We start from the raw sequence: 26,325 nt of genomic DNA, 5'->3' as shown, positions 1-26,325 counted from the left end.
TCCCCATAGCCACGCCGCGCTACCCACGTGCTCCCTCCCGCGGTTTCCTCCCTTGGAGGCTTTCGGACGCCGGCCGCCGAATACGCCGCGACGTCCCTCAAGCGGCCGGCATCCGAAACCCTTCACAGCGACGGACATCGCTTCAGGGCGCTCCGCATGTCCGCTTTGGGACCCAATCGCGGACATCCGTCCGGAAGGATCGCCTTATCTTCGTCGTTGAGCATGACCAACGTCGGCCCAATCGCTGCGTACCCGCATCTACATGCTGAAAATCGTCAGGACTAAACCTGTCGCGAACATGCCTACGATTACGGTGGGGATAAGCGATTGGAGTACCGGGGCAGTCGCCCATCGATGGGGGCGACCCTGCTTCGGCAGCATGTACCAGAGCAACACGGCCGCCCCGATAATTAGGATGGGACCTGCAATAGCTATCATCGGACATTTCCTCCATTGATCGGCGGATGAGGCCGGGCGTTCAAGAGCTCAAAGTTGGAGAGTCTTACTTGACCAACAGTGAGAGAGCATACGGTCTGGAAGGTCCTCCAGGCTGTTCGCATCCTGATCCCTTGCAAAAGCTCTGCTCGTGTCGCCTACACTTCGCCGATCGGTTCTCCATGCGCAGTGATCGTCCTTGGCTTTAACCTTCAGCTCTCGCACACAGCGAAGGCCGTCGATCGCGAGCTTTCGTTCGCCGCGGCTCGGATTTTCTCTCGGAAAACCTCCAAACTTATGTCCCTGGCCAGCCAGAAATAATCGCCGCTACACCGAATGCGAAGCACGACAATATTAGTGGCGGATACAGAACGAGGGCTGCATTAAACCTCAAGAACTTGCGATGCATGCCCGCTTTGTTGGGACGTCCGAACCAAACCAGGAGAAACGCCATGGCCAGCATCACCATCCCCGTGTACAGATTCATCGACGTCTCTCCCGTTAAGCACCGTAAGCCGCGCTGGCTTGCAAGCTGTAACAAGTCAACTAGGCGCTCCTTTCGAAGCCTAAGCAATCACGATGCGGAGTCGGGGCTGCTTCCTGATGTAAGGAAATTCCTGACGCGCCGCGCCTCGCTGTAAGCCGCAAATACTATATTGTCGGCTCGGAAGACTCTCTGGTTGAGCGCGTACTTGGGATGCACCCTTGTGTTTTGGTCGTTCCCAAAAGCCAGTTCGAAGGAGATCAAAGTGTCAGATTCGCAGAAGATGAAGATCACACGGCGAGCTTACGAACTGTGGCAGCAGGCGGGCGAGCCGAAAGATAGAGACGAAGAATTCTACCATCAGGCTGAGCGAGAATTGAACGATGCTTCGGAAAACGCAATCACGACGACAATCCCGCCGTCGTCGCCTCACGGTCGTCTCTAACTTGCTTGCGAAGCTGCGTTACCCGTCCACCAATTGCGATGAGTGAAACGTCCCGAGAGCGGTCAGCGCGTAGCGGTACTTGAAGCCGTACACGGCCGCATGATGCCGCCGGGTTGGTGCCGGTGCAGATGGCTCCGCAGTGACCTAGCTGGTACCGCGGATCGATTCAAGCTAACGGCATCAACCATGGCCTGAAGATTGCGGGTGTCGCAGTTCGAGTGCGAGACGAACGAACGTCGTCGAAATCGACCAGGCCGCCTTGACGCCGGCGATGAGATTGCCGGAAACCTTCGATACGCCACCGATCCGGCGCCGCTGCCCAACGGCGATTTCCAGTGCCGGAAGGCGGGCGGCCGCGACCCGCATCAGCATTTCCAGGTTCCAGCCATATGTCTCTTCCTTCATGCCGAGACGTCTGAGTTCATGGCGGCGGATGGCGCGAAATGGCGACAGGTCGGTAAAGCTCGCGCCATAGACGAGGCGCAGGAGCAGCTTGCCGACGTGGGCCGCGAGGAGCTGCTGTGGTGTCAGGCTGCCGGGCTCACGTGAACCGCGAACGCGCGAGCCGAGAACGAAGACGGCCTGCCCGGCGACGATCGGCGCCACCAGCCTGGAGATGAATTCCGCAGGATCGCTGCCGTCGCCGTCGAGGAAGACGAGAATGTCGGCGTCGTCGCGCACAGCGGCGATGCCCGCCTGAATGGCGCGACCATAGCCGCGGCGCGGCTCGACAATCACGCGAGCTCCGGCGGCTTCTGCCCGCTCGGCGGTACGATCCCGCGAGCCCCCATCGACAATGACGACTTCGCTCACATTCTGCGCCAGCACCTCGGTTACGACCTGGCCAATCGCCGCTTCCTCGTCTAGGCACGGAATGATCGCCGAAACGATGGGCGGGCGGCCCGACTCAGGCTGCTTCTCGCCGATCTCGTGGGTCACCTCGTTCACAGGCTCCAGCGCAGGCCGCAATTGGCGCAGCATTCAGGTGGTTTGTCCGAAAGGAGCGCCTCGCGAAAGTCCCGATACGCGGGCCCGTTCCAGATGTCCCGCAAGGACTGCTGCCCGGCATGGCCGAGCGTATAATTGTCATAGCCATGCTGCGAAAACGGCGCGATACAGCACGGCAGGGCCCGGCCATTGGCCGTGAAATACATCAGCGACCATGGCCGCCGGCACAACGACCACGGCGAACCGTCGACGCTGCCCTTCAAGCTTAACTCCGGCTCGCTCGCTGCGCCCGACGCACTGAAGGTTACGCCAAGGGAACGCGCCAGTTCCTCAGCCTGCTTCAGATAGACCGCTTCCTCCTGTGTCAGGCGTTCGAACAAGGCCTGATCCGGACGTGCCTTGCCGATGGCCGATTCAGTGAAGAACACGAGCCGTTGCAGATAGACCTCCCTGACACCGAGCTCGGCTGCAACTTTGACAAATGCCGGGAGTTCCGCGACGGTCTCCTTCAGGCCGGTGAGCCACATGGAAACCAGCGGGCTGGCATGCCCTTCTCTTTCCTGCAGTTCGCGAAACGCGCGCACATTGCGGATGATGCGGCCGAAATAATCCCTGCCGCGGATCGCCTTGAAGCTCTCGCGGTTCGACGCGTCGAGCGACACACGCAGTTCATCCAGCCCGGCATCGATCAGCGCACGGCCATTGCGCTCACTGAGGGCCGTTCCATTGGTATTGAACAATACGTAGACGCCGCGGTCCTTCAGGTGCCTCACCATTCGGGGCAGGTTCGCGACCAGCATCGGCTCGCCGACACCGTGCAGAACTGCGCGCGCAAGAGCGGGTACCTGATCGACAATCGACGTGAACAGGTCCCAGCTCATATCGGCCGGCGGTTCAAGCTCCTCATAGGTCCGAGGACAGGTGGTGCACAGCAGATTGCAGCGGTTGGTCACCTCCAGATAAAGGCAGACCGGCGGACGCTGTGCGATCTCGGTACGCTCGGCCGTGACCGACTCGTGATAGCGGCGCGGATCGAAGGGCGCGCCAGTGCCCTGCACTTCGCCGGAAACGTTCATTGCGATGCCCCGGAATCTGCAGTCCGCTGCATGCGGGCCCTCCACGCCGTAAAGGCGCAAGCTAGCAAAAGACCTCCGAACAGAATTGATTTGCTCACAATTCGCGGAATGTAGAAATCCCAATCAAGCTGTTCGGACAGCAACAGCGCTCCGATCGAAACCGCCCAGGTAGGCGCGGATCCACACAGGGCGACAAACGGCATTATAATTAGAAAATGCCAGGGATAGTTGGGCGACAACAACAGGAGCGCCAGAAGTAACAGCATGTTGATGTCGGCAAGACGGGTTGCGATGCTGTGATGAGAGCTGCGGGCCACGGAGAGCCCCGTGAACCAAAGAGCCAGCGCGGCCAGTGCGACGTAGGCGGCAACATCACCTTCATGATAGCCAAACACAAGGCGCCAAAGTGACAACAGCCAGAGATCGTTGCCGCCACTGATCCCCTGTTCTGTCAAATAGCCTTTGGTCAGGAATCCGAGAACTCCCGAGCCGACCGACAGATAGGGAAGATAACAAAGCGCAACGGTAGCGATCACGACGAGCGGCATCTTGACGTCCCAGGGACGCCAAATCCCGGCCAGCACCGGCGCCGCATAGGGCTTGACCAGCACTGAGAAAGTGATCACCACCGCTCCGCGGAGAGCACGGCCGGTCAAGGCGATCCATAGGCCAAGCATCATCAACGCAACCATCAGCGCGTCCACGTGGCCGTTGTTGGCAATCTCCCACAGCGGAAGCGGATGCCAGAGATAGGCGACCACGCGCGTCACCGGGCGGTTCGTTCGCTGCAGCAAGAGCATGATCAGTGTCACGGTCACGGCCTCGCACCCCAGCAGCGCGAGACGCATCACGGTCACGTTTTCGCCCAGCCGCGTGACAAGGAGGAAGAAAAATTGCGCCACCGGGGGGTAGATGGTGACGGCCGTATCGGCCCGGTTGATATGGGGGAAGATCGTCCCGTCGCGCAGAAATGCCAGCGTCTCGTCGGCCGGGAAGTAGCGGTAGGGGTTGATGCCCGCGGCCTGAACCCTGCCGTCCCAGACATAGCGATAGATGTCACTGGACAGCAGCGGATCGAACAGCAGCACATAGCCTCTCAGAATGATCGCACATCCAAACACAAGCCAGAGCGCGTGTTTCTGCGGAGCGCGCTCGGCGAGGCCCGTCGCGGCAAGCGTCAAGAGACCCGCGGGGATGGTCAGCGCGATGAAGGCATTGTCACCGAGAGTCTCGAAGGCAAAGGGGGTTACGAGCGTCATGCCGACGATGACAACACCGATGCCAGCCAAAAGATGAAGCGGAGCGACATGCTTGGCGGCGCGCGCCAGTCGACCGGGTTGATTGGAAATGTTCCCGGCCATCAGCTCACGGGCTTATCTGGGGCCCGGCCTTGAGAAAGGCCCGGCTCGCGGGGGCAAATCCGCCTGCACGAAAGCGAGCCGAGGCGCCGGCGAGTTCCTCCTGCAGCCAACCCAAGGTCTCGATATCGTCGACGTCGTACCATTCCGGAAGCAGCGTCGTGGCAAGGCCAATCTCGGCGGCTCGGTCACATGTGCTGCGGGCAACGGTTTCGGTTCCCCACGCGATGCGCGTGAATAGCTGCTGATGAGCCTGCTTCAGCCCGATGAGATAGTAGCCGCCGTCGCTCGCCGGCCCAAGCACCATCCGATCACCGGGCTCGCGCAGGGCTTCGATCGCCCGCACGAGGAAACGAGGCGGCAAGGTCGGGCTGTCGCCATTGACGAGCAGCACGCAGTCATGTTCGGCGTCCAGGAGCGCACGCGCCGCACCGATCAGCACGTGTCCGAGATCATCGCCGACCTGTAGCAGCAGTCCGAATTCTGCCGGAAGCAACTGCCGCATGATGTCTTCGGCTCCTGCCGGGGCATAGACACCATAGCCGCGCCTGCCGAGCGCCTCGGGCACTGCCTCGATGGCTGCGGCGACGTCGCGCAGAAAGCAGGCAGACAGCTCGGAAGCGGCGGTGGCACCAATGGCCGTCGCAAGCCGCGTCTTCGAGCGGCCGGGTTGCGGCGCCTTGCCAATGATTCCGATTGCAGCGCAGCTCACGGCAGCAACCGGAATCGCAGGGGATCGGCGATCGCGATCAATTGCAGCGGGTCGTCATCATTGATTGCCATTACCAGGCAGACCTCGTTACGCCCTTGCCGGTCATTGGTAGCGTTCCACTCGGCGGCGGGCAAGCGCCGCCCCGCTGGCGACGGTCCGAAGAGGCGTTTCACCGGCGTAAAAAAATTTCCGAGCGACGTAACGAAATGGCTTTGACGGACGTAATTACCTTCCCCCGCACTTGCTGCTGGCACGGCAAGAGATCGCCATGTCCGGAGCTGGTCGTGTTGATCCTATGGTACAGCTCGCATAGCATCGGGAAGAGAGAGCGGGGGAAGAGAGAGCGGGTTCGTCCTAGAACCCAGTGGTCAGCATCTGGATGTCGAGGGTAGTCATGAATCACGAGACTGCACTTTCGAATGCCAAGGAGATCGCCAATCACATCCTCGCGCCGGCGGCCAGGCAAAACGACAAGGAAGGGCGATTTTCGTCCGAGGCCGTCGCAGCGCTCGGGCCGGCGGGATTGCTGGGGATCATGCTGCCCGCCGAGGTAGGCGGGGCGGCCCTGGGACCGCGGACCCTCGCCGCGATTGTCGCGACGTTTGCGGAGGCGGACGCGTCAGCGGCGATGGTCTATTTGATGCACGTGTGCGCTACCGCGACGATTGCGACGGCCCGTCAGGGGGTCACCGTCGCGCAGACGCTAAAGGACATTTCGGCGGGAAGACACCTGACCACCCTGGCATTCAGCGAAGCCGGATCGCGCAGTCACTTCTGGGCGCCCGTCTCGCGAGCAAGGCGCAACGCCGCCAACGTGCATCTCACGGCGAAAAAATCATTTGTGACGAGTGCGGGTCACGCACAAAGCTATGTCGTCTCGGCACTGTCTCCCGAAGGCAAGGCTGCAACTGATTCGACGCTCTATCTCGTCGCCAGCGACACGCCCGGGCTGTCGGTCGCCGGCCCGTGGGATGGTCTCGGGATGCGCGCCAATGCTTCCGCGCCGATGATCCTCGAGGATTGCGAGATTGCACCGGGTCTCCAGTTGACGGATGACGGCGCCGGCTTCAAGGCGATGCTGGAGGTCGTGCTTCCGCTGTTCAACCTCGGAACCTCGGCGGTCGCGCTGGGCCTTTGCCGGGCCGCAGTCGCGGGCACAGCGTCTCATCTCAACAGCGCGCGCTTCGATCATTTGGGCCAGACCCTCGGAGAGAGCCTGCAGACGCTTCGCGCCCAACTAGCGACGATGCAGATCGACACGGACGGGCTTGCGTCGCGCATCGACGATCTCGTCGATCACCTTGAGCGTCCCCGGGATACCACCATGCTGCGCGTGCTCGAGAGCAAGGCGGCGGCAGGCGAGGTCGCGATCGCAGTCACCTCGACCGCGATGCGGGTGTGCGGAGGCGCGGCGTTCTCCAAACATCTGGCCATCGAGCGATTGTTCCGCGATGCCCATGCCGGCGCGGTCATGGCGCCGACGAGCGATGTTCTGCGCGACTTCATCGGCAAGGCCATTTTGGGAATCCCGTTGTTCTGAACGCGGTGACGCGTTCGGAAACTTCGGCAAGCGAATTGCAAGCGAATTGCAAGTGAACTGATCGTATCTGAACTTCAAGCCGACAAATGAGGCCATCATGACCCGGACGATCTGGTTAGGTGCGGTCGCATATGATCCAAAGGTGGTCAGTATCTGGGAGGGGATGCGGCGGTACTTTCACGAGGAAGCGCATCTCCCCGTCGAGGTGGTGCTATTTCAGAGCTACGAAGCCCAAGTCGCGGCCCTCCTTGCCCTGCCTGGCGATGCGCTGCCGCGCATCGACATCGGATGGAATACGAACCTCGCTTTTATCCAGTCCGAGGCGTGGAGCGATCGGCGATGCCGACCCATCGCGATGCGCGACACCGATGTGGGATGGATGACCAAGATCGTCGCCGTAACTGGAGGCTCGGTCTCCAAGCTTTCCGACCTCAGGAACCGCACGCTGGCTCTCGGTAGCCGCGACAGTGGCCACGCGGCAATCCTCCCGGTTTACTTTCTCCAGCGCGAGGGAGTGGTTGAGGAGGAAGACTACCGAACGCTGCGCTTCAACAGTGACGTCGGCAAGCACGGTGACACCGGGACGAGCGAGTCCGAGGTCGTTCGTGCGGTGCTCGATGGCCGCGCTGATGCCGGCGCCATCGGCAGCCCCTTCTGGGATGCCGTACGCGCCCAGCGCCTGGTGCCGGAAGGTGCGCTAACGGAGATATGGAGTTCGCCGCCCTTCAACCACTGCATGTTCACAGCTCGGTCCGATCTCGACCCGGCGCTGGAGCAGCAATTTGCCAAGGCCCTCTTCGCCATGAGCTTCGATAACCCGACCCATCGTTCCGTGCTCGAGGCAGAAGGGTTGCGCCAATGGGTCGCGCCACAGCTTGAAGCATATGCGTCACTGCGGGAAGCGTCGGCGCAGCAGGGCTTTTTAGAGCGGCCCTAAACGTACCCTCTGCGATCTCATCAGGCGCAATTGAAAATCGTTGCCAACCGGCGCTGATGTTCAGATTCGCGATTAAAGGCGTGGCGCACGGCTGCGAAGGATTTGGCGAGCGGAAAGATTTCGCCGCTGACCAGCAGGTCGTTATCCTCGGCTCCAACCGGATGCCAGAACACGCCCTCGGCGGTAATTGTCACTTCTGGCACCAAGTCCGCCCTTGCCACAGCGACGCCCCGTGTAGCGGCGCCTCGCAGCGCAATCCGCCTGATCACCCGATTCTCCTCGCTGACGTGATGGGCGTCAAGGAAGCTGCGGAACTCTTCGGCCTCCGCGTCAGTTGACACCGTCGCTGCCAATCGCACGCGGAATCCTTCGGCGCGGGCCCGCTCGATCCCCTTCCAGGTCCGCGCCCATGTCCCCTTCCCCCGATGGCTTTCGTGGCGCTCCGGCGTGGGACTGTCGAGACTGATTTGCAGGGTTATGCGCTCGCGCGGTAGTGAGCGCAGCGTTTCGAGCCGACGTCCGGCAAACAGCATACCGTTGGTGAGGACCGTGGTCGGTGCCGCCGTAGCACATGCTGCAATGATTTCGCCGATATCCGGCAGCATGAATGGCTCACCACCGGTAACAAAAATCTCCCCGACGCCGAGCTCCGCGGCCTCGATTGCGATCCGTCGGACCCGCTCGATGCCGAGCGCTCGCCGCGGAGCTTTGGGTGACGAGCGCACGCAGCAATAGTCGCAGCTCAGGTTACAATCGAAGTTGGTGTAGAGCCATAATCGAGAACCGACAGGCCGATCCTCTCCCACATTCTCGGGAGCCTCTCCGTACCGAAGCACCCATCGCGTGCGACCGTCTTCGACTGCTGTATCGACCAAACTGTTGCGGGTGAAGCGACACCATGCCTCGAGCTCGGGGCCGATACTTGGATCGCCGCTGATCACCGCCACCAGATCGCCCTTACGGCTACGGCGTAATGCGGCTATCAAATCCGGCAGGAGACCCGAGGCAAATGTCTTGCTGCCGGCATCGAGTTCAACGTTCGCGCTCGCCCTCATGCATGAGTCCTCAGTCCTCTGGTCTATCGCACCGGCTTCGCTCCAGAAAAAATCTCATCAGAACGCAACGGACACGATCAGCTTCCAACGAAAATGCAGCAAAATCAACAATCGCATGTTTGTTCCTCCCGTTCATAACGGTCCGATTGCAGGTTCGAGTCCTGCCGGACCCACCAGCCTTCGCTCGCGAGGCGAAGGTGGCCTATCTGACGCAATCGTCCGGAGATGTTTTCCCGGCAAAGCGGTCAGTCATCCAGTTCACGGCCGCCATCGTGCTTGCTTGCGCGGCGCGTGCGTGGCCGATGCCGGGCAGCATGACCATCCTGACCTTGCTGCCAGCCTTGCACAGCTTGTCCATGTAGGCCTGGGTAACCGCGGGCTGGATGATCTGGTCGTTGGTCCCCTGCGCTAGAAAGATGGGGATCTCAGGAGAGAGCACGTCGGTGCTGTTCTGTTGGAGAAGCGAGCGCCAGGGTTCGGCCTTGGTCGGATCTTGCACCGTCAGGAAATATTGCTCGAGCGGCCTCCCTGTTCTCTGCCTGACGATCAGGTCGAAAGGCCCTTCGATGCATTCTTGCGCCAGCCGGTCGATCGCGGGCATGGCGCGCAGATCGACGACCTTGTCGATGGTGGCTCCGTAGACCCGGTGCCACGACCATAGCGTCATCGCCGTGATGTTCTTGCCGCCGATCGTGTTGATATCGTCGCTCATCAGCTTCGCAAGATCCGTTGCTGGCGCAGCCGCAGCGACGCCGAGAAGCCTCAGCTCAGGGGCGTAGGCGTTTGCCATCATCCCGGCAAAGAGCGCGGCTTGTCCGCCCTGCGAATGTCCCCACACCGTGAAGTCCTTGCCCTCGCCTGCGCGGGGAAGCGAGCGTGCCGCGCGCACGATATCGATCACGGCGCGACCTTCGCTCTCACCCACCAGATAAGGATGCGGACCCGGCGTGCCGAGCCCCGGATAATCGGTCGCCGCCACGACGAAGCCACGGGAGATCATCGAGCGAAGGCCCTGGATCTGCTGAAACAGAAAAATGGCGAGCGACGGCGCGCAGCGCGGGACGATGCCCGATGTAGGATGTGCCCAAGCAACGATCGGACGACCGCCGGGCGGGGGCGCACCTTGCGGAACGATGACGACGCCGGACACAAAGATCGGCCGACCATTCAGCCCCGTCGACCGATAGAGCACGCGATAGGTGGAGGCGTCGAGCGGAGCGCCATCCATCGGCTCCTGCCGCACCAAGCTGCCCGGGGCGCCGGCGAGCAACGATTCCGGCGCATCATAGAATGCCGTCTGAGCCGACGCTATTTGCGCCAAGGCAACGACGGCCGGGGCCGCGACGAGCGCATTCAGCATCCATTCGCTCCGGCAGCGGCGCATGCAATTGGTGATGAAGCATCGCATGGTCCAGCTCATGTGCTCACAGTCCGTAAAGTATCTTCAGACCGCCGCTGGCATGAAGGGCAATCAGGATGCCTTCGCGCAGCAACTGCACTTTTTCGAGCCTTGCAGAGTCGAGGCGGCCTTCCATGCGAAAGCCGTCCTTCAGCGGGCGCGTCAGGCGTTCGTTCGCCGCCATGAGCAGGTTCTGGTAGGAGATGCCGTAGTCGAGATTAGCGACATTCTTCAATTGCGCCGCGAGCTGTTGCACGGCAGATCCAATCTGGCTGTCGTCTGATGAAGTTGTCAGGTCGATTTCGCCGAGGCTGAAGGTCCTGGCGTTAGTATCGATTTTTGGCGTGGTGGAGAGATAGGTCCATTGGCCCGTGCTGGAATCGGTGTCTGAGCTCTTTGCGATGCGCAGGCCGATCACGAGTTTACCCGACGACGGATAAACCTGAACCTCGCGCACGGACGTGTCCTGCGCCGGCATGGCTGCAATCGCCTGGCTTATCTTGTCCTTGAGCGTGTCGTAGTTGATGCGGACGGGAAGAATGACATCGAAGGTGCCCGGCTCGGCCACCGCGGTGCCGAGCGGCGGCAGGGCCGTCACCGTGACAGCCGGCGGCTGCCGCCCGATCACGGTTTCGGCGGAACCGGCAAGCTCAAGCGATCCCCACAATAGCTTGGCGTTGGCGCGGACGCCCGCGAAAGCCGCGCTCTGCGGGATTAGCTGCAGCCAGACCGGTGGATCCTCCACGAGTTTGATGGGTTCAAACGCGTGCCGCCACGCCATCTCCGCCTTGCCGTGCAGGTCGAGTGCGCGTGCCGCCGCCAGCGCGCGCGACCGGATGCGGCCTAGCTGCGTCCGGATGTTGGGCTCGACATAGGGTGCAAGGTCAAACTCGCGGCCGAGCACGTGAAGGTAGGGATGTTCGCTCCAGTGGAAGGAGTCGCTGATGTTGAGCTGCAGCGACCCATCCCTCCGCAGCTCGGGGCGCGCTTCAACCTCGATCGTCGCGCGCGCCTCGGTGTCGCCGCGAATACGCGCCGTGAAACGATTGGCTCCCTGGCCTTCGGCGGCGCCATATATGGAGACCGCTCCGAAGACGCGATCGCCGCGGCCATACAGCGAGACCGGGCTGGTCCGGTCGACGAAACCCCAGACGTCGCAATTGGCGTTGATGCGGAAGATGAAAACACGACGATGAACGCAGTTGACGCGCTCGTCGATGGTGGCAAGCCGCTTTGGAATATCCCGCTCGATCGCCGCAGCAAGAGCTGGCAGGCCGAACTCGACCGTCGCAGAGATGCGCGAAGCCGTTACGAGGGGCGTTGCTGCGTCCGGGCTCAGCGCCGGCTTGTCGGCGCCGAACGCGATCGACGGGAGCGCCCCAAGCGCGAGCGCGGCCAGGCGGGCTATGCCCATGCGTGATCTATTCGCGATCGAATCGTATTTCGGCTGACATGTGCGTGATGGATGAATCATCCTAGTGCTCCAGCTTCAGGAAAAACCAGAACCACAGTCGGCACTCAGTGCGCCCGCGAGCGACAACGGCACTTTACGTTAGGCGTGCATGAACGGCGGAGCTGCTTCGCGATCCAGGCTCGGCAAGTTGGCAACTCCCGAAATCGAGCTACCGTCATTCTGTATCCGTTTTCGACAAGTGGGGCGGATCCCCACGGGCTCGAAAACCTCAAAGCAACTTCACGATGAACCCGACGTCTTGCAAGTCAAATGACAAATGACGCAAAACGATGGCTTTACAGCCCTCCGCGTTACCGCACCAGTTTCGCACCAGAAACGGCTTCGACAAAGCGCAATGAACGCGGCCGAAATCGACCGAAGCGAGAAAACAAACGAAACTGACCTCTATCCTCCCGCCCATAACGGTCTGGTTTGCAGGTTCGAGTCCTGCCGGACCCGCAAGCAAGGTTCACTGGCCCGGTCGAAATTCCCATGCCCAAACCGGGTCACCAGCATCGCGGCGGCAAGTAACTGTGACGCGCATGAAGCGATCGTGGGCTCGTGCAGCGCCTACCCACAGCTGGTTCCACGCATCGAATATTGCAGGAGACATTTGCTCCTTTCCCGCCATCAGGCGCCACGTCGTCTGCTTCACGATCGCAGTGTCACCTTCAAGATGCATTTCCGCATCATCGCCCTGGCCTCGCAAGAGCCTCGTAAATGCGGTGGCAAAGCCCGCAACATCTCGCTCCACTCCGCCGAGCATGGCTGCAGCATCATCGAACGTATGCATGCCGATCAACCGGGCTGCCAAACCTCCCAGGTGACTTCCCTCAGCCGGCCCCAGCACCGACATCAATTCGGGTAGTATCGACGTGATATAATCCATCGCATAATTGCGGAGCGCCTTTCGCAGGCGACTTTCCGGCCAATTCATTTCGGGAAGGCGCGGCGCAAGTTCTGGCCTGAATGGCGGGCACCGCTCTCCAGGCGAAAACTGCAGCCGCTCTTCCGGAGAAAGTTCGTGATCGTACTCCCGATAGTACCCCTCCAAGCCAGGCTGCCCATCAACAGTCTGTCCCGTGCAGACGAAGCCGAGGCGAGGATTGCCGAGCACCACGCCATTGTTGCCATGCCATCCCCTGAGCATCGCGCGGGACACTTCCGAAGGTATTCCACATACCGCGGTACCGTGCCAAAGCCAGCGCGGAGGCGGATAACGAATCCATGCCTTTTTGTCGTTTTCATAAACGTATTCGACCTTGACCCCGCCAACCTGATTGGCGAGGTAATTGTACTGTGCGCTGGCGACTGCATGCGGCAGCCCGTCCAAACCAAGCTTCTTGAGGCTTGCGACGAAATGGGACTTCTGTTGACGGCGAAACATTCTGAAGACGACCTCAGCGGCGTTAGCCGCCCCGGCACGTGAAGAAATATGAAGGACGAGGCCCGTCAGATAGGAATGATAGATGCGTTCGACCGCGCGATAGGCCGGCACGTCTTCAGCCGAGGTGTTCTCAACTCTCATTCTTTCCTCCCAAGCGTTCTTTGATGCCACCGCTAAGGCAGCGGGTGCAAAGCGCCATTGGCCAGCGCTTCTCGCAGCTTGAATTTCTGAACTTTGCCAGATGCCGTGAGGGGAAACTCGGTACTGCCAAACCATAGCGTGGGGGCCTTATGGGGCGCCATGGCCTTACGGCAGTGATTGACGAGTTCTTCAGCGGTAGTTTTGCTGTCAGATGTGATGCGCACTGCCGCTGCAACTACTTCTCCCCACGTAGCGTCTGGAACTCCAAACACGGCAACGTCCGCGACATCGGGATGTCGAATGAGGCAGGCCTCGATCTCTACCGGGTAAATGTTCTCGCCACCGCGGATGATCATATCTTTCAGCCGCCCGGTGATTTGCAAATAACCGCACGCGTCCATCTTTCCCAGATCACCGGTGCGCAACCAACCATCCTTCGTGATCGTCTCGCGCGTTTCTTCCGGCTTGTCGAAATACTCGATCATCGTCTGGTATCCGCGCACTTGAATTTCGCCTTCGCTCTCGAGCGGAAGCGCTTCAAACGTGGCAGAATCGGCTATGCGGACTTCGACGTTCCAAAGCGGCCTTCCAACAGTATGGACGCGCTTGTCTTCGGGATCATCAAACGTTGTTTGAGAGACGATAGGGCTAAGCTCCGTTTGCCCGTACACCGTCATGAGTGGCGTCTTAAGCGCCTGACGGACCCGTTTGTGAAGCTCCGGTGGAACCGGCGCACCACCTGAAAGCGCCGCTCGCAAGGAGGTAAGATCGCGGGGGGCCGACTTTAATTGCTCGATCATCGCGAGGAGCATCGTTGGGACGCCGAACACGACTTGCGCCCGCCATGTCGCGATTGCATCCAAAACAAGAGAAGGCTCAAAAAGCAGCGGAAGTATCAGCGTCGAGCGGGTGGTCACGCTGCCTAATACGCTCATGACTGAGCCGGCAGTATGAAACAACGGCATCGGGCTGACCAGCACACTGCCGTCCAATCCGGCCCTCACGGCAACGTAGCTCGCATTGGTGACAAGCGCCCGATGGCGCAATAGCGCCCCCTTCGGCTGCCCTGTTGTGCCAGACGTGTATTGAATTTGCGCAGGCAGTCCTGGATCAACATCAGGTAAAACCGCTTCCGTTGTGCCCCGCACCTCCTCCAGCCAGCCGTCAAAGGAATATCGCTGGATACCGACTTCCTCCATCTGGCGGGCGACGGACCCGGTATCGACTCCGCGGAACTGCTCCAGGTGAAATATGGCCCGGCTTCGCGACTGCTCGATTACATATCTCAGTTCGGATGGTTTCAGGGCCGGATTTGCTGTCACCAGTACGAGTCCTGATAACGCGGCGCCATACTGAAGCACGATCCATTCTGGTACGTTTGGCGCCCAAATACAGACCCGATCGCCTTTCGAAAACCGAGCCGAAAGCCAGCTCGCGCAACACCGGGCATCGCTGTGAAGTTGATGGAACGTCCACTCCCGACCGGTCTGTGCAGCCTTTACAGGCGACTTCATGGATGATGGAACGACTTCCACCAATGCAAGGCGATCGGGTACGGCGTTAGCAGCTTGCGCCAATGCTTCGCCAATGCTGATGTCTTGGACATTTCGTGACCCATCTGCAGGCCAATATGATCTTTGCAGTACCAACTGGTTCATCAATACTGTCCTGCCCGTTTGCTGTCTTTATTTGGTGCCCCCTGCCGGAGCATCATTCGAACTGCTGAAGTCCAGGCCGCAATAAGACGTTCGCGTCGCTGGATGGAAACGCGGATGTTCTCCGAGACTGCCAATCCTCTGACTAAATGGAGCGTTAACGAAACAACGTCGTCGTAAGCCTCTGAGTTCGCCCAATCCCCAAAAAGCGACGTATAGACCCGCTCAAGGTCGCGCTTGGCGGCGCGTTCCGCCGCAATCAGCGCCTGCTTCAACACGTTGTCGGTTCTGGCGACCGCCCACAGCTCCAGTTCGGCCAGGTAGGCAGGTTGTCGGGCGGCAAAGGCGAGTGAGCGAATTGCCGTTTCCAACTTGTCACTCGATGCTCGCAGCTCCGCACGCGAATGCAGCACGGCCCGTTCGTTGCGCTTGACCAGTTCAGCTACGCTCGCGGCCAACAGCGTGGCGTGGCTTGGGAAATGATGGAGCAAGGCGCCCCGGCTGACTTCCGCCTTGCGCTGAACCGCGAGCGTGGTGGTGCCAGCCACGCCTCGCTCGATAAGGCATTCCACGGCTGCATCCATGAGCCTCTCGCGCGTGGAAAGGCTGGACGTTCGCGCGTCTTTGGAAGGGTGTGGCTCTTTGGACATCATCGCCCCCGACAGTCAGCGTTGACTGTAGCACGCCGGCTGATACAGTCAACGTTGACTGTTGCTCAAAACGGGAGGCTGCAATGCCGGATTTTTCCACGTTGAAGATTTCAGCGGACCTCGATTCACCGAGGATCGCCCGTCTCGTCCTCAACCGGCCCGACCGGTTCAACGCCATAACCGACGAGATGCCGGGCGAGATACGGAAAGCCGTGGAATGGGCGCAGGAGAATGATGATATTCACGTCATCATTGTGGAGGGAGCGGGAAAAGGGTTTTGCGGTGGTTACGACCTCGTGGCGTATGCCGAGAGCACTATCGAGCATCCCTGCCAGCAGGAAAGCATTCCCTGGGACCCCATGGTCGATTACGCCGCGATGAAGCGCAACACCGAGGACTTCATGAGTCTTTGGCGATGCTCAAAACCAACCATCGCGAAGATTCACGGAGCTGCGGTTGCGGGAGGCAGCGATATCGCTCTGTGCTGCGATCTCATCATAATGGCGGAGGATGCTCGCATTGGATATATGCCGACTCGCGTTTGGGGATGTCCGACGACCGCCATGTGGACGTTCAAGCTCGGAGCAACGCGCGCGAAAGAGCTTATGTTTACCGGAAACGTCATCGACGGCCGAAAAGCCGCCGTCTGGGGCCTGGTTAACGACGCGGTTCCGATCGGCGAACTGGAGAGTGCAACGAGAAAGCTCGCCGAGCGGATTGCCGGCGTTCCCAAAAGCCACCTTGCGATGCATAAAACCGTCGTGAATCAGGTGATGCTGAACATGGGGCTCGAACAGACTCAGATGCTTGCCACGCTGTTTGACGGAATATCGCGGCACAACCCCGAGGGACTCTGGTTCAGACGCTTCGCCCAGCAGAACGGCTTCAAGGCCGCCATTGAATGGCGAGATAGCGGCCGGCCCATACCGGAGGGAGCCGAAGCGCGGGCCGAAATCGAACGTCTCCAAAAAGGGGCTTGATAGCGCTAGTTGATATTACTCAGTCACCAAGAACGTATCGCCTTCACCTCGAGACGACGAAATTTCACGATGGCAGCCCCGCTGCCGCCCTGCCGCTTCTCGGCCCTATGTTTGCTGGACAAGGGAATGCAACGCCTTGACCGCGGCCTCCCGGTTCTCCACGGGGACAAACAGGCTGACCGAATGCGGCGACAACACGTACGTGTCGGGGACGATCCCGTGATGCCCGAGAACCTGCAACGCCTTGAACGGCAATTCCGACGAAACGCCACCGAAGCAGGTGAGACTAACCGAGCTTGAAGCCTCGCGCTGCTTGCGCAGATCGTTGCTTGCCTCCAGCGTGCGCAACAGGGCGTCGAGCCACTCTGAATCACAGGCTACGGTCATGCTGGTTTTTCCCGCGATGAAGTGTGATGCGAGGAGCTGCGGCCAGGACAGGCTGTTTTGCTTGAGATGCTCCGCGAATTTCTCGAAACCCTGATTGAGGTCTTTGGAATCGATTTCCACATGCTCAATGCGAGCCATCGAGTTGACGGCCAGAACCTTTCCGTTTTCCATGTCTGCAACCTCTTTCGTCACCTGCGTGCTGTGTTCAACGCCACCCCACTGCTTGAGAAGGAGAGGCACATCCTGACTTTGCGCCAGCTCTACGCTGCGAAAATGCAGGATCTTCGCACCCCAGAAGCACATCTCGGACAGGGATGCGAAGTCGACCCGCCGCAGCGGCCTTGCATCCGGCACGATGCGCGGATCGGCCGAACAAATTCCGTCGACCTCCTTGATGATTTCGCAACGCTCGGCCTTCAGCGCCGCGGCCATCGCAACGGCCGTGGTGTCGCTGCCGCCCCGGCCGAGCGTGGTGATTTCCCGGGTCGCCGGGTTCACGCCCTGAAATCCTGCCAGCACCACGACGCGTCCGCGATCAAGTTCCTCACGCACGCGAATGGGCCGTACATCCAGAATGCGTGCGGAGGAATGGGAGCCGTCGGTCATCACGCCGGCCTGGCTGCCGGTGAAGCTGATCGCGGGCACGCCGAGATCGGAAAGCGCCATGCTCATCAGGGACATGCTGATGCGCTCGCCGGTCGTTAGCAGCATGTCGAGTTCACGGCGATTGGGAGTTGGGCTTACCTGATAAGCCATCTGGATCAATTGGTCGGTGGTCTTGCCCATGGCGGAGACGATCGCCACGACACGATGACCACGGCCGTGCAGGTCGGCGAGACTGCGCGCAACCGCGCGAATTTTCTCCGGTGTTTCCAGGCAGACACCGCCATATTTTTGCACGATGATGGGATGGTTGCGCATCTAACCTCGGTGAGAAGCCTCGCTCATCGAACCGACACCGCCTATCCATGTGCCGACGACCTCAAAGTTCGGATTGAAGGCGACAAGGTCCGCGCGGTATCCGGGCGCGATCCGTCCAAGCTCGGACTCAAGACCCAGAAATGCCGCTGATGTCCGAGAGGCCATGATTAGGGCATCGACAAGGGAGGTTCCGACGAGCGCAACAGCGTTGCGCACCGCCTCGATCATGGTGAGGTGAGCGCCCGCGAGTGTGCCGTCGGGGCCGGTCAGGCGATTTTCGTGCAGCGTGATCTGCCTTCCTTGCAGCATGAATTGCCGGCGGTTCGTGCCCGCCAGTGGCATGGCATCGGTAACCAGCATCAATCGATCGCGCCCCTTGCAGCGGAAGGCAACACGCAAACCGGCGCGGTCAACGTGGATGCCGTCGCAGATGATCCCTGCAAACAGCCGGTCATCCCCCAGCGCGGCGCCCACCAAGCCCGGCTCCCGGGCGTTCAACTGCGACATGGCATTGAACAGATGGGTGACCCCCGAGATACCGCGATCGACCGCCTGCCCGATTTCGGCTGCATTGGCGTCGCTGTGGCCGGCCGCGATACGCAATCCGGCGCCGATCAATTCATCGATCATGGACGCGGGCACGCATTCCGGGGCCAAGGTCACAATGGACCGGCCGCGGTCCCCAAAACTCTTGATCGCAGCGAGATCGCGGCCATCGGGCACGCGTATCTCGGCTTCCGGATGAATGCCCTTGCGAGACCTGTTGAGGGCCGGTCCTTCCAGATGAAAGCCGAGAACGCCGGGAATCTTCAGACAAGCCTGGGCGACTGCAGCCAATCGCTCGATGACCTCGCTGCGATCGGTGATGAGGGTCGGCAGGCAGCCCGTGGTCCCCGCCTTACGGTGCGCCTCGACGATGCATCGAACGCCAGCCTCCGTCGGCTGGTCGTTGAGAAGAACGCCCCCGCCTCCGTTTACCTGGATGTCGATGAATCCGGGTGCAAGGATCGCGTCTGCGGGAAGACGGATTGAGGCGCGCCCCTCCGCCTCGCCGAAGGTGACGCCTTCAATCCGCCCCTGCGAGATCCTGACCGATCCCGGCCCGCGCATCTCGGCACCATCAAAGATGTGCTGCGCGGCAATGGTGAGAGAGGAAGAACCAGCGGGGCCCATCAGTATTGATCCGAATGGTAGTCACGGACTCGTGACGCGAGTCCCGTACAAGACTTCATATGTACACCAAGGCGCTTTGGGAGGACCCGGAGCGAAACCTTCGCGTTAACTTTCCATGGGAACAAAAGGTACCACGTATCTCGGCATTGATGGCGGCGGAACCCGCTGCCGCGCCCGGATCGAGGACGAAAACGGCAGGGCACTCGGTGCAGCAAGCTCGGGGCCTGCCACGACGCGGATTGGCTTCGAGAAGGCCTGGCGGTCCATCATGGAGGCCACCGAAGCGGCAGCCGCACAGGCCGGACTGACGCGCGAGGATTTCGCGCGGATGCACGCCGGAATTGGCCTTGCCGGTCTTGGTCGCCGGGGCGCGGAAGCTGCACTCAACAAGATCGCGCATCCCTTTGCGTCCGTCATCTTCATCAGCGACGGCCTGGCGGCCTGTCTCGGCGCCCATAGCGGCGCGGACGGCGCTATCGTGGTAGCCGGCACGGGCTCGGTGGGTGTAGGCCTGATCGACGGCCGCGAAATCCGTCTCGCCGGTTACGGCTTTCCCGTGTCGGACGAAGGCAGCGGTGCCGACATCGGCCTGCAGGTTGTTCGCCTGGCGTTGCGGGCCGCGGATCGCCGCGGCGAGCTGACCCCATTGCTTTCAGAGGTGCTGGGCGCATTCGATCATGATCCTTATCAGGCGGTGGCTTGGTCTGAAGAAGCCAGGGCCACAGACTACGCTGCGTTCGCGCCGATCGTGATGCGGCACGCCAATCAGGGCGATCCGGTCGGCCGTCGCATTGTGGAACGCGCGGCCGATGCGATTGGCGATCTGCTCGATCTGTTCCTGGCGAGAGGAATTGACCGGCTCTCGCTGGTGGGCGGGCTTGCGGATGCCATTACGCCCTGGCTGACGCCTGACCTGCGCGCCCGCCTGAGGTGTCCCGACGCCGACGCGGCGGCCGGCGCGTTGCTGGTTGCGCGAGGGCGGCTTGACCTGCCCAAGAGAGAACTGCCCGAGAGAGAACTGCCGGAAAGAGAAGCTGACCAGGAACAGGCTTCGAAGTTCCGCGTTTGACGGCACATGGATCAACGATATGGCCACCGAAGAAGTCGATCCCCGCTTTGCCGATCTTGATGCATGGCCGCTGACGTCGGCGATGGAAGCGATGTGGGAGGGCCAGCTTGCGGCAGTCGCGGCGATCGGCCATGCCCTTCCCGCGATCACTGCGGCGACCGAAGCGGCCAAGGCGGCGCTGGGCGATCGCGGACGCATTGTGTATGTCGGCGCCGGCACCTCGGGCCGCGTGGCCGTCCAGGACGGCGCCGAGCTGATGCCGACCTTCGCCTGGCCCAACGAGCGCGTCCGCTTCATCGTCGCCGGCGGAGACAGCGCGTTCGTCACCAGCATCGAGGGCGCGGAGGATGATGTCGATGATGCGGTCAGGCAGATCAATGCCGCGCGGCTCACAGCGCACGACGTGGTGATCGCCGTTGCCGCCAGCGGGACAACGCCATTCACGGTCGCGGCGCTGCAGCAGGCAGGCTCTTTCGGTGCAGTGACGATCGGTGTCGCCAACAACCCCGACACCGCCTTGCTGGAATCGGCGAAGTTTCCGATCTTGATCGAGACCGGCCGCGAACTGATCGCCGGCTCCACGCGGATGAAGGCGGGCACTGCGCAGAAGATCGTGCTCAACCTGATCTCCTCAGGGATCATGCTGCGCCTTGGCCGGGTGTATCGCGGCATGATGGTGAACATGCAGCCGACCAATGCCAAGCTGAAGCGGCGCGCCGAGACCATGGTGGCGCAAATCGCGCACTGTGATCCGTCGCACGCGGCACGCTCGCTTGAGCAGGCCGAGGGAGACATCAAGAAGGCGGGCCTACTGGCGTTGGGTCTCGACAGGGTTGATGCCGAGACCATTCTGAAAAGCTGTGACGGCAACCTTCGGCGCGTGTTTGCCGAGCTCGCCAAGGATCTCGCCAAGGATCGCAACCGGCATCCCAAGGAAGCGGCGCCGCGCAAGCAAGGCGGAGCGGTTGAGCCGTGACGACATCCGCGATGGCGAGCGAAATCGGGGAAAGCGCGGACGTTGTCGCCAAAATTGTTCGTAACCGCCCCGCCACGCGCGACATCGCACGGCGGATCGGAATTGGCTCCGCCCCCCTGTGCGTCGTGTGCGGCCGGGGAAGCTCCGGGCATGCCGGGGTTTTCTTGAGATACCTCATCGAGACGCGGCTTCGCCTTGCCGTTTCAGCCAGCGCTCCTTCGGTGATCACGGCATTTCGCACGCCCTTGATGCTGCGCCATGCGCTGTTCATCGTGATCTCGCAATCCGGACGCAGCCCGGATCTTGTCGCGGCGACAAGGTCGGCGCGCGCCGCAGGCGCCCGCACCATCGCCATCGTCAATGCGACGCCCTCGCCGGTGGCTGACGAAGCGGAATTCGTCGTTCCGATCGAAGCCGGCCAAGAGCATTCCGTAGCGGCAACCAAGACCGTGATTGGTTCGATGGCTGCTGGCGCCGAACTTGTTGCCGAACTGGCGGAAGATCATGCGCTGCGGTCAGCCCTCGACAGGCTGCCCGAGCGCCTGCACCGCGCGATGGCGCTCGACTGGTCCGAGATTGCCGATGATCTCGCCAAGGCGTCAGCCGTGTTTGTGGCGGCGCGGGGCCTGGGCCTGGGCTCGGCGCGGGAGATCGCGCTCAAACTTTCGGAAATCCTGCGCCTGCCTTCCATTGGCCTGAGCGCCGCCGAGCTGCAGCATGGGCCGCGCGCCGCGTTGTCCTCGCGCACGCCGGTTATCATGATGCGCCTCATGGATGAAACGGCTGTTACGGTGGACGCGCTGGCAGAGGAATTGCGCGAGCAAAAGATCGCGCTCCATCTATGCGGCGGACCGCACGGCTCGCTGCCCTGGCTTTCCGAGGATGATCCCGCCACCGACCCGATCACCATGCTCGTGCCGGCCTATCGGATGATCGAGCAGACAGCGCGCGCCTGCGGATTTGACCCGGATCGTCCCCCTCGCCTGAGCAAGATTACCGAGACGTTTTGACAGCCGACTGATCGCTGGCTGGCGACACAAAGCGCTCGCTTCACGCGGAACCAGCCGTCGACCTCTCCCTCAGAAAGACCCGGCTGGCGAGCACGTCCGACGCCTCCAGCGACATGATGTCGTCAGCGGTCAGCACGCGATCGAGATCGGCGACGAGACGATTGGCCTGGCGCAGGCGCATGCGGTCGAGCGCGTTTCGGATCGAGCGCGCGTTGGAGAACAGCGGCTGGGTCTTGCGCAGCGCGATGTAGCGGATGAACGCTTCACGCGCGTCGGCGCTGAATTTGTAGTTCATGTCGCGCAGCATCAGCTCGGCGATCGCAAGCAATTCGGGCTCCGAATAGTCCGGAAAATCGATGTGATGGGCGATGCGGGAGCGGAAGCCGGGATTGCTGGCGAAGAACTTATCCATTCGATCGCCGTAACCGGCGAGAATCACCACCAGATCCTCGCGCTGGGATTCCATCACCTGCAGCAGGATCTCGATCGCTTCCTGACCGTAATCGCGTTCGTTGTCGGGCCGGTGGAGATAATAGGCTTCGTCGATGAAAAGCACGCCGCCCATCGCCTTCTTCAGCACCTCCTTGGTCTTGGGCGCGGTGTGGCCGATATATTGCCCAACCAGCTCATCGCGGGTAACCGACACCACCTGGCCACGACGCACGAAGCCGAGCCTGTGGAGAATGCTGGCGATCCGCAGCGCCACCGTGGTCTTGCCGGTGCCGGGATTACCGGTGAACGACATATGCAATGTCGGCACCTCCGACGTCAGATTAAGCCGCTTGCGGATACGTTCGATCAGCAAGAGCGATGCGATTTCGCGGATACGGGTTTTCACGGGCACTAGCCCGATCAGCTCGCGGTCGAGCTGCGTGAGGATCTCCTCAATGCCGACGGCTTCGAGCTCCTCGCGGAGGTTGACCGTGTCCGTCATGTCGGCGGTATCCATGTCCATCTGGCAAACCTCGACGCAATGCATGCGCGGTCTGAAAAAAACTCCGCCGCCGCTTCCACAGCGACGGAGCAGTGCATCCGGCAGACGAAAGGCACGATCAGGGAGAACTCGTCTGTCGGACCGAACCAGTGACTAACCGTAGCGCCGGCCCTCCGGACGGTCGGCAGCGTATGATTTGGTCGTATAGCGGATGTTGCGGCCGGCGACTTCATGCCGCTCGAGGTGGAAGCCGGGTTCCTCCTTCGGCCGGTTGACGATGAAGGACAGCCGGACCGACTCCCAGCCGTGACTGGAATCGAACGCCGACAGGCGGATGTAGCTGTTACCATACGCCTTGCGGCACTGGTTCAGCTCCATCATCACGCCGGCGGCGTCGCGGAGGTCGAACATCGGCAATCCCCACATTTCCCAGAAATTGTTGCGGGGATGCGGATCGTCGGTAAATTCGATATTCACCGCCCAGCCATTCTCCAGGCAATACTGCACCTGGCGCGAGATCTGCTCGTCGGTGAGATCGGGCAGAAACGAGAAACAGCCTTGGGTAATGCGCATGATTTCCGCTCCTTACATTGCGACAGAGGGCGTGGGCACGTAGTCGGGCATGTCGGTCGATTCGTAGTTGAAGGTGACGTTCTTCCAGACCTCCAGAGCCGATTTCAGCGGCGTGCAGGTCTCTGCGGCCTTGGCGAGAATCTCAGGCCCCTCGTGCAGATAGTCGCGGCCCTCATTGCGCGCGAGAATCATCGCTTCCAGCGCCACGCGGTTGGCGGTCGCGCCGGCCTGAATGCCCATCGGGTGACCGATGGTGCCGCCGCCAAACTGCAGGATTACGTCTTCGCCGAGATGATCGAGCAGTTGATGCATCTGTCCGGCGTGAATGCCGCCGGACGCGACCGGCATCAGCTTGTTGAGGCTCGCCCAATGCTGGTCGAAGAACACGCCGTGCTCCAGCCGCATCGGATTGTAGTCTTCGCGGCAGATATCGTAGTAGCCGCGCGTGGTCGCAGGATCGCCTTCGAGCTTGCCGACCACGGTGCCGGCATGGATGTGATCGACGCCCGCGAGCCGCATCCATTTCGCGATCACCCGGAATGAGACCCCGTGACTGCGCTGCCGTGTGTAGGTCGAGTGCCCGGCACGATGCAGATGCAGGATCACGTCGTTGCGGCGCGCCCATTTGGCCATCGACTGGATCGCGGTGTAGCCGATCACCAGATCGATCATGATGATGACCGAGCCGAGCTCCTTGGCAAACTCGGCGCGCTCGTACATGTCCTCCATGGTTCCGGCGGTGACGTTGAGATAGGTGCCCTTGATCTCGCCGGTCGCCGCCTGCGCCTTGTTGACGGCCTCCATGCAATAGAGAAACCGCTCGCGCCAATGCATGAACGGTTGCGAGTTGATGTTCTCGTCATCCTTGGTGAAGTCGAGCCCGCCCTTCAAGGCCTCATACACCACGCGCCCGTAGTTGCGCCCGGATAGACCGAGCTTCGGCTTCACCGTGGCGCCGAGCAGCGGCCGGCCAAACTTGTCCATGCGCTCGCGCTCGACCACGATGCCGGTCGCAGGTCCCTGGAACGTCTTCACGTAGGCCACCGGCAGCCGCATGTCCTCGAGCCGCAACGCCTTTAGCGGCTTGAAACCGAACACGTTGCCGATGATCGAGGCCGACAAATTGGCGATCGATCCAGGCTCGAACAGGTCGAGGTCGTAGGCGATATAGGCAAAATACTGCCCCGGCGAGTTGGGCACGGGATCGACGCGGAAACATTTGGCGCGGTATTTCTCCGCCGCCGTCAGCCGGTCGGTCCATACCACGGTCCAGGTCGCGGTCGAGGATTCGCCGGCGACCGCCGCCGACGCCTCGATCGGATCGACCCCGTCCTGCGGCGTGACGCGGAACAGCGCAATGATGTCGGTGTCCTTGGGCGCGTAGTCGGGCTCCCAATAGCCCATCTTCCTGTATTCGAGGACGCCGGATTTATAGCGATCCTTGCCGCGGACAGTCATCGAGTGCATGTTCATATCGCTCTCCTTCGGTGGTGTGCGGCGATTGGTCGGGATCGAACGCGTCGTCAGCTCATTCTGCGGCATCGGCTATTCCTCCAATTTGTGGATCGAGGGCGCCCGAACGGTAGCGTCGCGCCATCTCGGCCAATGGGATGACCTTGATGTGGGACGCATGCCCCGCCGTGCCGAATTGCTCGAAACGCTCGCGGCAAAGATCGCGCAAGCCATCCATCGCCGGTTTCAGAAATTTGCGCGGGTCGAACTCGCTCCTGCTCTGCGTTGCGACCTTGCGGAACGCCGCGGTCATCGCCAACCGGCAGTCGGTATCGATATTGACCTTTCGGACACCGTGCTTGATGCCGCGGACGATTTCCTCGACCGGCACGCCCCAGGTCTGCGGCATCTCGCCGCCGAACTGGTTGAATGCGTCCTGCAGCGACTGCGGCACCGAGGATGAGCCGTGCATCACCAGATGCGTGTTGGGCAGCCGGTGATGGATTTCCTCGACCACCCTCATGGCGAGAATGTCACCGTCCGGCTTGCGCGAAAACTTGTAGGCTCCGTGCGAAGTCCCCATGGCAATCGCCAATGCATCGACCCTGGTAGCGCGAACGAAGTCGACCGCCTGATCCGGATCGGTCAGCAACTGGTCGTGGCTGACCTCGCCTTCGACGCCATGACCGTCTTCCTGCTCGCCGCCGCCATGCTCCAGCGAGCCGAGCACACCCAGTTCGCCTTCGACCGAAGCGCCAATCCAGTGCGCCATGTCAACCACGCGGCGGGTGATGTCGACGTTGTACTGGTAGCTCGCCGGGGTCTTGGCATCGGCCATCAGCGAGCCGTCCATCATCACCGACGTGAAGCCGTGCTGCAGCGCGGTGGCACAGGTCGATTCCTCGTTGCCGTGATCCTGGTGCAGACAGAGCGGGATCTGCGGGTACATCTCTTCGAGCGCATCGATCATCTTCGCCAGCATGATATCGTTGGCGTAAGACCGCGCGCCCCGCGAGGCCTGGATGATGACGGGCGCATCGACGGCAGCCGCTGCCTCCATGATGGCAAGGCCCTGCTCCATGTTGTTGATGTTGAATGCCGGCACGCCATAGCCACGCTCGGCGGCATGATCCAGCAATTGCCTCAGCGTTATCAGCGCCATCGGAGTCTCCGTG

General features: G+C 61.4%; 24 protein-coding genes. 7 read left to right on the top strand and 17 right to left on the bottom strand.

Going from position 1 to position 26,325, the window contains the following annotated elements:
- Positions 1–1,202 precede the first annotated feature (1,202 nt).
- The gene (locus LMTR3_RS36405; RefSeq protein WP_084029633.1) at positions 1,203–1,364 is read left to right on the top strand and encodes a DUF2934 domain-containing protein; all 162 of its coding nucleotides are present in this window, start codon (positions 1,203–1,205) and stop codon (positions 1,362–1,364) included.
- Positions 1,365–1,544: 180 nt separating this feature from the next.
- Here the strand turns inward: LMTR3_RS36405 and LMTR3_RS14505 are convergent, their stop codons facing one another.
- Genes LMTR3_RS14505 through LMTR3_RS38545 form a run of 5 tightly spaced genes read right to left on the bottom strand, consistent with a single transcriptional unit; the run spans position 1,545 to position 5,592 of the window.
- Entirely contained in the window at positions 1,545–2,345 is an 801-nt protein-coding gene (locus LMTR3_RS14505; protein ID WP_084029629.1) for a glycosyltransferase family 2 protein, read from the bottom strand.
- Positions 2,309–3,388 carry a radical SAM/SPASM domain-containing protein gene (locus tag LMTR3_RS14500; protein ID WP_065745757.1) on the bottom strand — a complete coding sequence of 360 codons (1,080 nt, stop codon included), beginning with the start codon at positions 3,386–3,388 and terminating at the stop codon, positions 2,309–2,311. Before LMTR3_RS14500 ends, LMTR3_RS14505 begins: the two co-directional genes overlap by 37 nt.
- Entirely contained in the window at positions 3,385–4,749 is a 1,365-nt protein-coding gene (locus LMTR3_RS14495; RefSeq protein ID WP_065745756.1) for an MptA/MptB family glycosyltransferase, read from the bottom strand. The genes LMTR3_RS14500 and LMTR3_RS14495 overlap by 4 nt, the downstream gene beginning before the upstream one ends.
- A gap of 4 nt (positions 4,750–4,753) precedes the next feature.
- A complete protein-coding gene (locus LMTR3_RS14490; protein WP_176721906.1) occupies positions 4,754–5,458 on the bottom strand; it encodes a TIGR04282 family arsenosugar biosynthesis glycosyltransferase in 705 nt (234 codons plus the stop codon).
- A complete protein-coding gene (locus tag LMTR3_RS38545; protein WP_176721905.1) occupies positions 5,455–5,592 on the bottom strand; it encodes a hypothetical protein in 138 nt (45 codons plus the stop codon). Before LMTR3_RS38545 ends, LMTR3_RS14490 begins: the two co-directional genes overlap by 4 nt.
- Before the next feature lie 260 nt (positions 5,593–5,852).
- Between LMTR3_RS38545 and LMTR3_RS14485 the strand changes: the two genes are divergently transcribed.
- Together LMTR3_RS14485 and LMTR3_RS14480 are read left to right on the top strand one after the other, a co-directional pair.
- Entirely contained in the window at positions 5,853–6,998 is a 1,146-nt protein-coding gene (locus tag LMTR3_RS14485) for an acyl-CoA dehydrogenase family protein (RefSeq protein WP_065745754.1), read from the top strand.
- Between the two features lie 97 nt (positions 6,999–7,095).
- The gene (locus LMTR3_RS14480) at positions 7,096–7,935 is read left to right on the top strand and encodes a phosphate/phosphite/phosphonate ABC transporter substrate-binding protein (RefSeq protein ID WP_084029626.1); all 840 of its coding nucleotides are present in this window, start codon (positions 7,096–7,098) and stop codon (positions 7,933–7,935) included.
- A gap of 20 nt (positions 7,936–7,955) precedes the next feature.
- Here LMTR3_RS14480 and LMTR3_RS14475 read toward each other — a convergent pair whose 3' ends face one another.
- The 6 genes from LMTR3_RS14475 to LMTR3_RS14445 all read right to left on the bottom strand — a co-directional run bounded on the left by LMTR3_RS14475 (position 7,956) and on the right by LMTR3_RS14445 (position 15,609).
- The gene (locus LMTR3_RS14475) at positions 7,956–8,990 is read right to left on the bottom strand and encodes an Rv1681 family radical SAM protein (protein ID WP_065745752.1); all 1,035 of its coding nucleotides are present in this window, start codon (positions 8,988–8,990) and stop codon (positions 7,956–7,958) included.
- Positions 8,991–9,192: 202 nt separating this feature from the next.
- Positions 9,193–10,350, bottom strand: coding sequence for an alpha/beta fold hydrolase (locus tag LMTR3_RS14470; RefSeq protein ID WP_245319888.1), 1,158 nt, complete (start codon positions 10,348–10,350; stop codon positions 9,193–9,195).
- 64 nt (positions 10,351–10,414) lie between these two features.
- Positions 10,415–11,803, bottom strand: a complete 1,389-nt coding sequence (locus LMTR3_RS14465; protein ID WP_065745751.1) for a DUF4403 family protein — start codon at positions 11,801–11,803, stop codon at positions 10,415–10,417.
- Between the two features lie 508 nt (positions 11,804–12,311).
- Entirely contained in the window at positions 12,312–13,370 is a 1,059-nt protein-coding gene (locus tag LMTR3_RS14455) for a hypothetical protein (RefSeq protein ID WP_065745749.1), read from the bottom strand.
- A 32-nt stretch (positions 13,371–13,402) separates the two neighbouring features.
- Positions 13,403–15,028 (bottom strand): class I adenylate-forming enzyme family protein, encoded by a 1,626-nt coding sequence (locus LMTR3_RS14450; RefSeq protein WP_084029625.1) that lies wholly within the window; start codon positions 15,026–15,028, stop codon positions 13,403–13,405.
- Entirely contained in the window at positions 15,028–15,609 is a 582-nt protein-coding gene (locus tag LMTR3_RS14445) for a TetR family transcriptional regulator (RefSeq protein WP_245319887.1), read from the bottom strand. Before LMTR3_RS14445 ends, LMTR3_RS14450 begins: the two co-directional genes overlap by 1 nt.
- A gap of 149 nt (positions 15,610–15,758) precedes the next feature.
- On the opposite strand from LMTR3_RS14445, the gene LMTR3_RS14440 reads away from it, so the two are divergent.
- Positions 15,759–16,655 (top strand): crotonase/enoyl-CoA hydratase family protein, encoded by an 897-nt coding sequence (locus LMTR3_RS14440; RefSeq protein WP_065745748.1) that lies wholly within the window; start codon positions 15,759–15,761, stop codon positions 16,653–16,655.
- A gap of 105 nt (positions 16,656–16,760) precedes the next feature.
- On the opposite strand, the gene LMTR3_RS14435 is transcribed toward LMTR3_RS14440, so the two are convergent.
- Both LMTR3_RS14435 and nagA read right to left on the bottom strand, forming a co-directional pair.
- Positions 16,761–17,963 carry an aspartate kinase gene (locus tag LMTR3_RS14435; protein ID WP_065745747.1) on the bottom strand — a complete coding sequence of 401 codons (1,203 nt, stop codon included), beginning with the start codon at positions 17,961–17,963 and terminating at the stop codon, positions 16,761–16,763.
- Entirely contained in the window at positions 17,964–19,136 is a 1,173-nt protein-coding gene (nagA, locus tag LMTR3_RS14430) for an N-acetylglucosamine-6-phosphate deacetylase (RefSeq protein WP_065745746.1), read from the bottom strand. It abuts the gene before it with no gap.
- Between the two features lie 115 nt (positions 19,137–19,251).
- Here nagA and LMTR3_RS14425 point away from each other — a divergent pair, with 115 nt between their 5' ends.
- Genes LMTR3_RS14425 through LMTR3_RS14415 form a run of 3 tightly spaced genes read left to right on the top strand, consistent with a single transcriptional unit; the run spans position 19,252 to position 22,191 of the window.
- The gene (locus tag LMTR3_RS14425) at positions 19,252–20,205 is read left to right on the top strand and encodes a glucosamine kinase nucleotide-binding domain-containing protein (protein ID WP_065745745.1); all 954 of its coding nucleotides are present in this window, start codon (positions 19,252–19,254) and stop codon (positions 20,203–20,205) included.
- Positions 20,206–20,224: 19 nt separating this feature from the next.
- Positions 20,225–21,181: an N-acetylmuramic acid 6-phosphate etherase gene (locus LMTR3_RS14420; RefSeq protein ID WP_065745744.1), complete on the top strand. Its 957-nt coding sequence runs from the start codon at positions 20,225–20,227 to the stop codon at positions 21,179–21,181.
- Between the two features lie 11 nt (positions 21,182–21,192).
- A complete protein-coding gene (locus tag LMTR3_RS14415; protein ID WP_065745743.1) occupies positions 21,193–22,191 on the top strand; it encodes an SIS domain-containing protein in 999 nt (332 codons plus the stop codon).
- Positions 22,192–22,231: 40 nt separating this feature from the next.
- Here the strand turns inward: LMTR3_RS14415 and cbbX are convergent, their stop codons facing one another.
- From cbbX to fba, 4 genes are all read right to left on the bottom strand, one after another.
- Complete coding sequence (gene cbbX / locus LMTR3_RS14410) at positions 22,232–23,146, bottom strand: CbbX protein (protein WP_245319885.1); 915 nt, start codon at positions 23,144–23,146, stop codon at positions 22,232–22,234.
- A 132-nt stretch (positions 23,147–23,278) separates the two neighbouring features.
- Positions 23,279–23,698, bottom strand: a complete 420-nt coding sequence (locus tag LMTR3_RS14405; RefSeq protein ID WP_065745742.1) for a ribulose bisphosphate carboxylase small subunit — start codon at positions 23,696–23,698, stop codon at positions 23,279–23,281.
- A gap of 12 nt (positions 23,699–23,710) precedes the next feature.
- Complete coding sequence (locus tag LMTR3_RS14400; RefSeq protein WP_065745771.1) at positions 23,711–25,171, bottom strand: form I ribulose bisphosphate carboxylase large subunit; 1,461 nt, start codon at positions 25,169–25,171, stop codon at positions 23,711–23,713.
- A gap of 55 nt (positions 25,172–25,226) precedes the next feature.
- Positions 25,227–26,312 (bottom strand): class II fructose-bisphosphate aldolase, encoded by a 1,086-nt coding sequence (fba, locus tag LMTR3_RS14395; protein ID WP_065745741.1) that lies wholly within the window; start codon positions 26,310–26,312, stop codon positions 25,227–25,229.
- Between the last annotated feature and the right edge of the window lie 13 nt (positions 26,313–26,325).

The sequence above is a fragment of the Bradyrhizobium sp. LMTR 3 genome, assembly GCF_001693485.1.
Classification (GTDB): Bacteria; Pseudomonadota; Alphaproteobacteria; order Rhizobiales; family Xanthobacteraceae; genus Bradyrhizobium.
The sequence above is the reverse complement of the archived record's forward strand: the minus strand, read 5'-3'. Positions and strand labels throughout refer to the sequence as shown.

Excerpts from the sequence above, each read along its gene's own strand:
- LMTR3_RS14480 (WP_084029626.1), top strand. The coding sequence starts at position 7,096 with ATGACCCGGACGATCTGGTTAGGTGCGGTCGCATATGATCCAAAGGTG.
- LMTR3_RS14475 (WP_065745752.1), bottom strand. The coding sequence starts at position 8,990 with ATGAGGGCGAGCGCGAACGTTGAACTCGATGCCGGCAGCAAGACATTT.
- LMTR3_RS14505 (WP_084029629.1), bottom strand. The coding sequence starts at position 2,345 with ATGCTGCGCCAATTGCGGCCTGCGCTGGAGCCTGTGAACGAGGTGACC.
- LMTR3_RS14455 (WP_065745749.1), bottom strand. The coding sequence starts at position 13,370 with ATGAGAGTTGAGAACACCTCGGCTGAAGACGTGCCGGCCTATCGCGCG.
- LMTR3_RS36405 (WP_084029633.1), top strand. The coding sequence starts at position 1,203 with ATGAAGATCACACGGCGAGCTTACGAACTGTGGCAGCAGGCGGGCGAG.
- nagA (WP_065745746.1), bottom strand. The coding sequence starts at position 19,136 with ATGGGCCCCGCTGGTTCTTCCTCTCTCACCATTGCCGCGCAGCACATC.
- LMTR3_RS14445 (WP_245319887.1), bottom strand. The coding sequence starts at position 15,609 with ATGGATGCAGCCGTGGAATGCCTTATCGAGCGAGGCGTGGCTGGCACC.
- LMTR3_RS14400 (WP_065745771.1), bottom strand. The coding sequence starts at position 25,171 with ATGAACATGCACTCGATGACTGTCCGCGGCAAGGATCGCTATAAATCC.
- LMTR3_RS14425 (WP_065745745.1), top strand. The coding sequence starts at position 19,252 with ATGGGAACAAAAGGTACCACGTATCTCGGCATTGATGGCGGCGGAACC.
- LMTR3_RS14405 (WP_065745742.1), bottom strand. The coding sequence starts at position 23,698 with ATGCGCATTACCCAAGGCTGTTTCTCGTTTCTGCCCGATCTCACCGAC.
- cbbX (WP_245319885.1), bottom strand. The coding sequence starts at position 23,146 with ATGGACATGGATACCGCCGACATGACGGACACGGTCAACCTCCGCGAG.
- LMTR3_RS14500 (WP_065745757.1), bottom strand. The coding sequence starts at position 3,388 with ATGAACGTTTCCGGCGAAGTGCAGGGCACTGGCGCGCCCTTCGATCCG.
- LMTR3_RS14420 (WP_065745744.1), top strand. The coding sequence starts at position 20,225 with ATGGCCACCGAAGAAGTCGATCCCCGCTTTGCCGATCTTGATGCATGG.
- LMTR3_RS14440 (WP_065745748.1), top strand. The coding sequence starts at position 15,759 with ATGCCGGATTTTTCCACGTTGAAGATTTCAGCGGACCTCGATTCACCG.
- fba (WP_065745741.1), bottom strand. The coding sequence starts at position 26,312 with ATGGCGCTGATAACGCTGAGGCAATTGCTGGATCATGCCGCCGAGCGT.
- LMTR3_RS14485 (WP_065745754.1), top strand. The coding sequence starts at position 5,853 with ATGAATCACGAGACTGCACTTTCGAATGCCAAGGAGATCGCCAATCAC.
- LMTR3_RS14495 (WP_065745756.1), bottom strand. The coding sequence starts at position 4,749 with ATGGCCGGGAACATTTCCAATCAACCCGGTCGACTGGCGCGCGCCGCC.
- LMTR3_RS14470 (WP_245319888.1), bottom strand. The coding sequence starts at position 10,350 with ATGCTGAATGCGCTCGTCGCGGCCCCGGCCGTCGTTGCCTTGGCGCAA.
- LMTR3_RS14435 (WP_065745747.1), bottom strand. The coding sequence starts at position 17,963 with ATGCGCAACCATCCCATCATCGTGCAAAAATATGGCGGTGTCTGCCTG.
- LMTR3_RS14465 (WP_065745751.1), bottom strand. The coding sequence starts at position 11,803 with ATGGGCATAGCCCGCCTGGCCGCGCTCGCGCTTGGGGCGCTCCCGTCG.
- LMTR3_RS14450 (WP_084029625.1), bottom strand. The coding sequence starts at position 15,028 with ATGAACCAGTTGGTACTGCAAAGATCATATTGGCCTGCAGATGGGTCA.
- LMTR3_RS14415 (WP_065745743.1), top strand. The coding sequence starts at position 21,193 with ATGGCGAGCGAAATCGGGGAAAGCGCGGACGTTGTCGCCAAAATTGTT.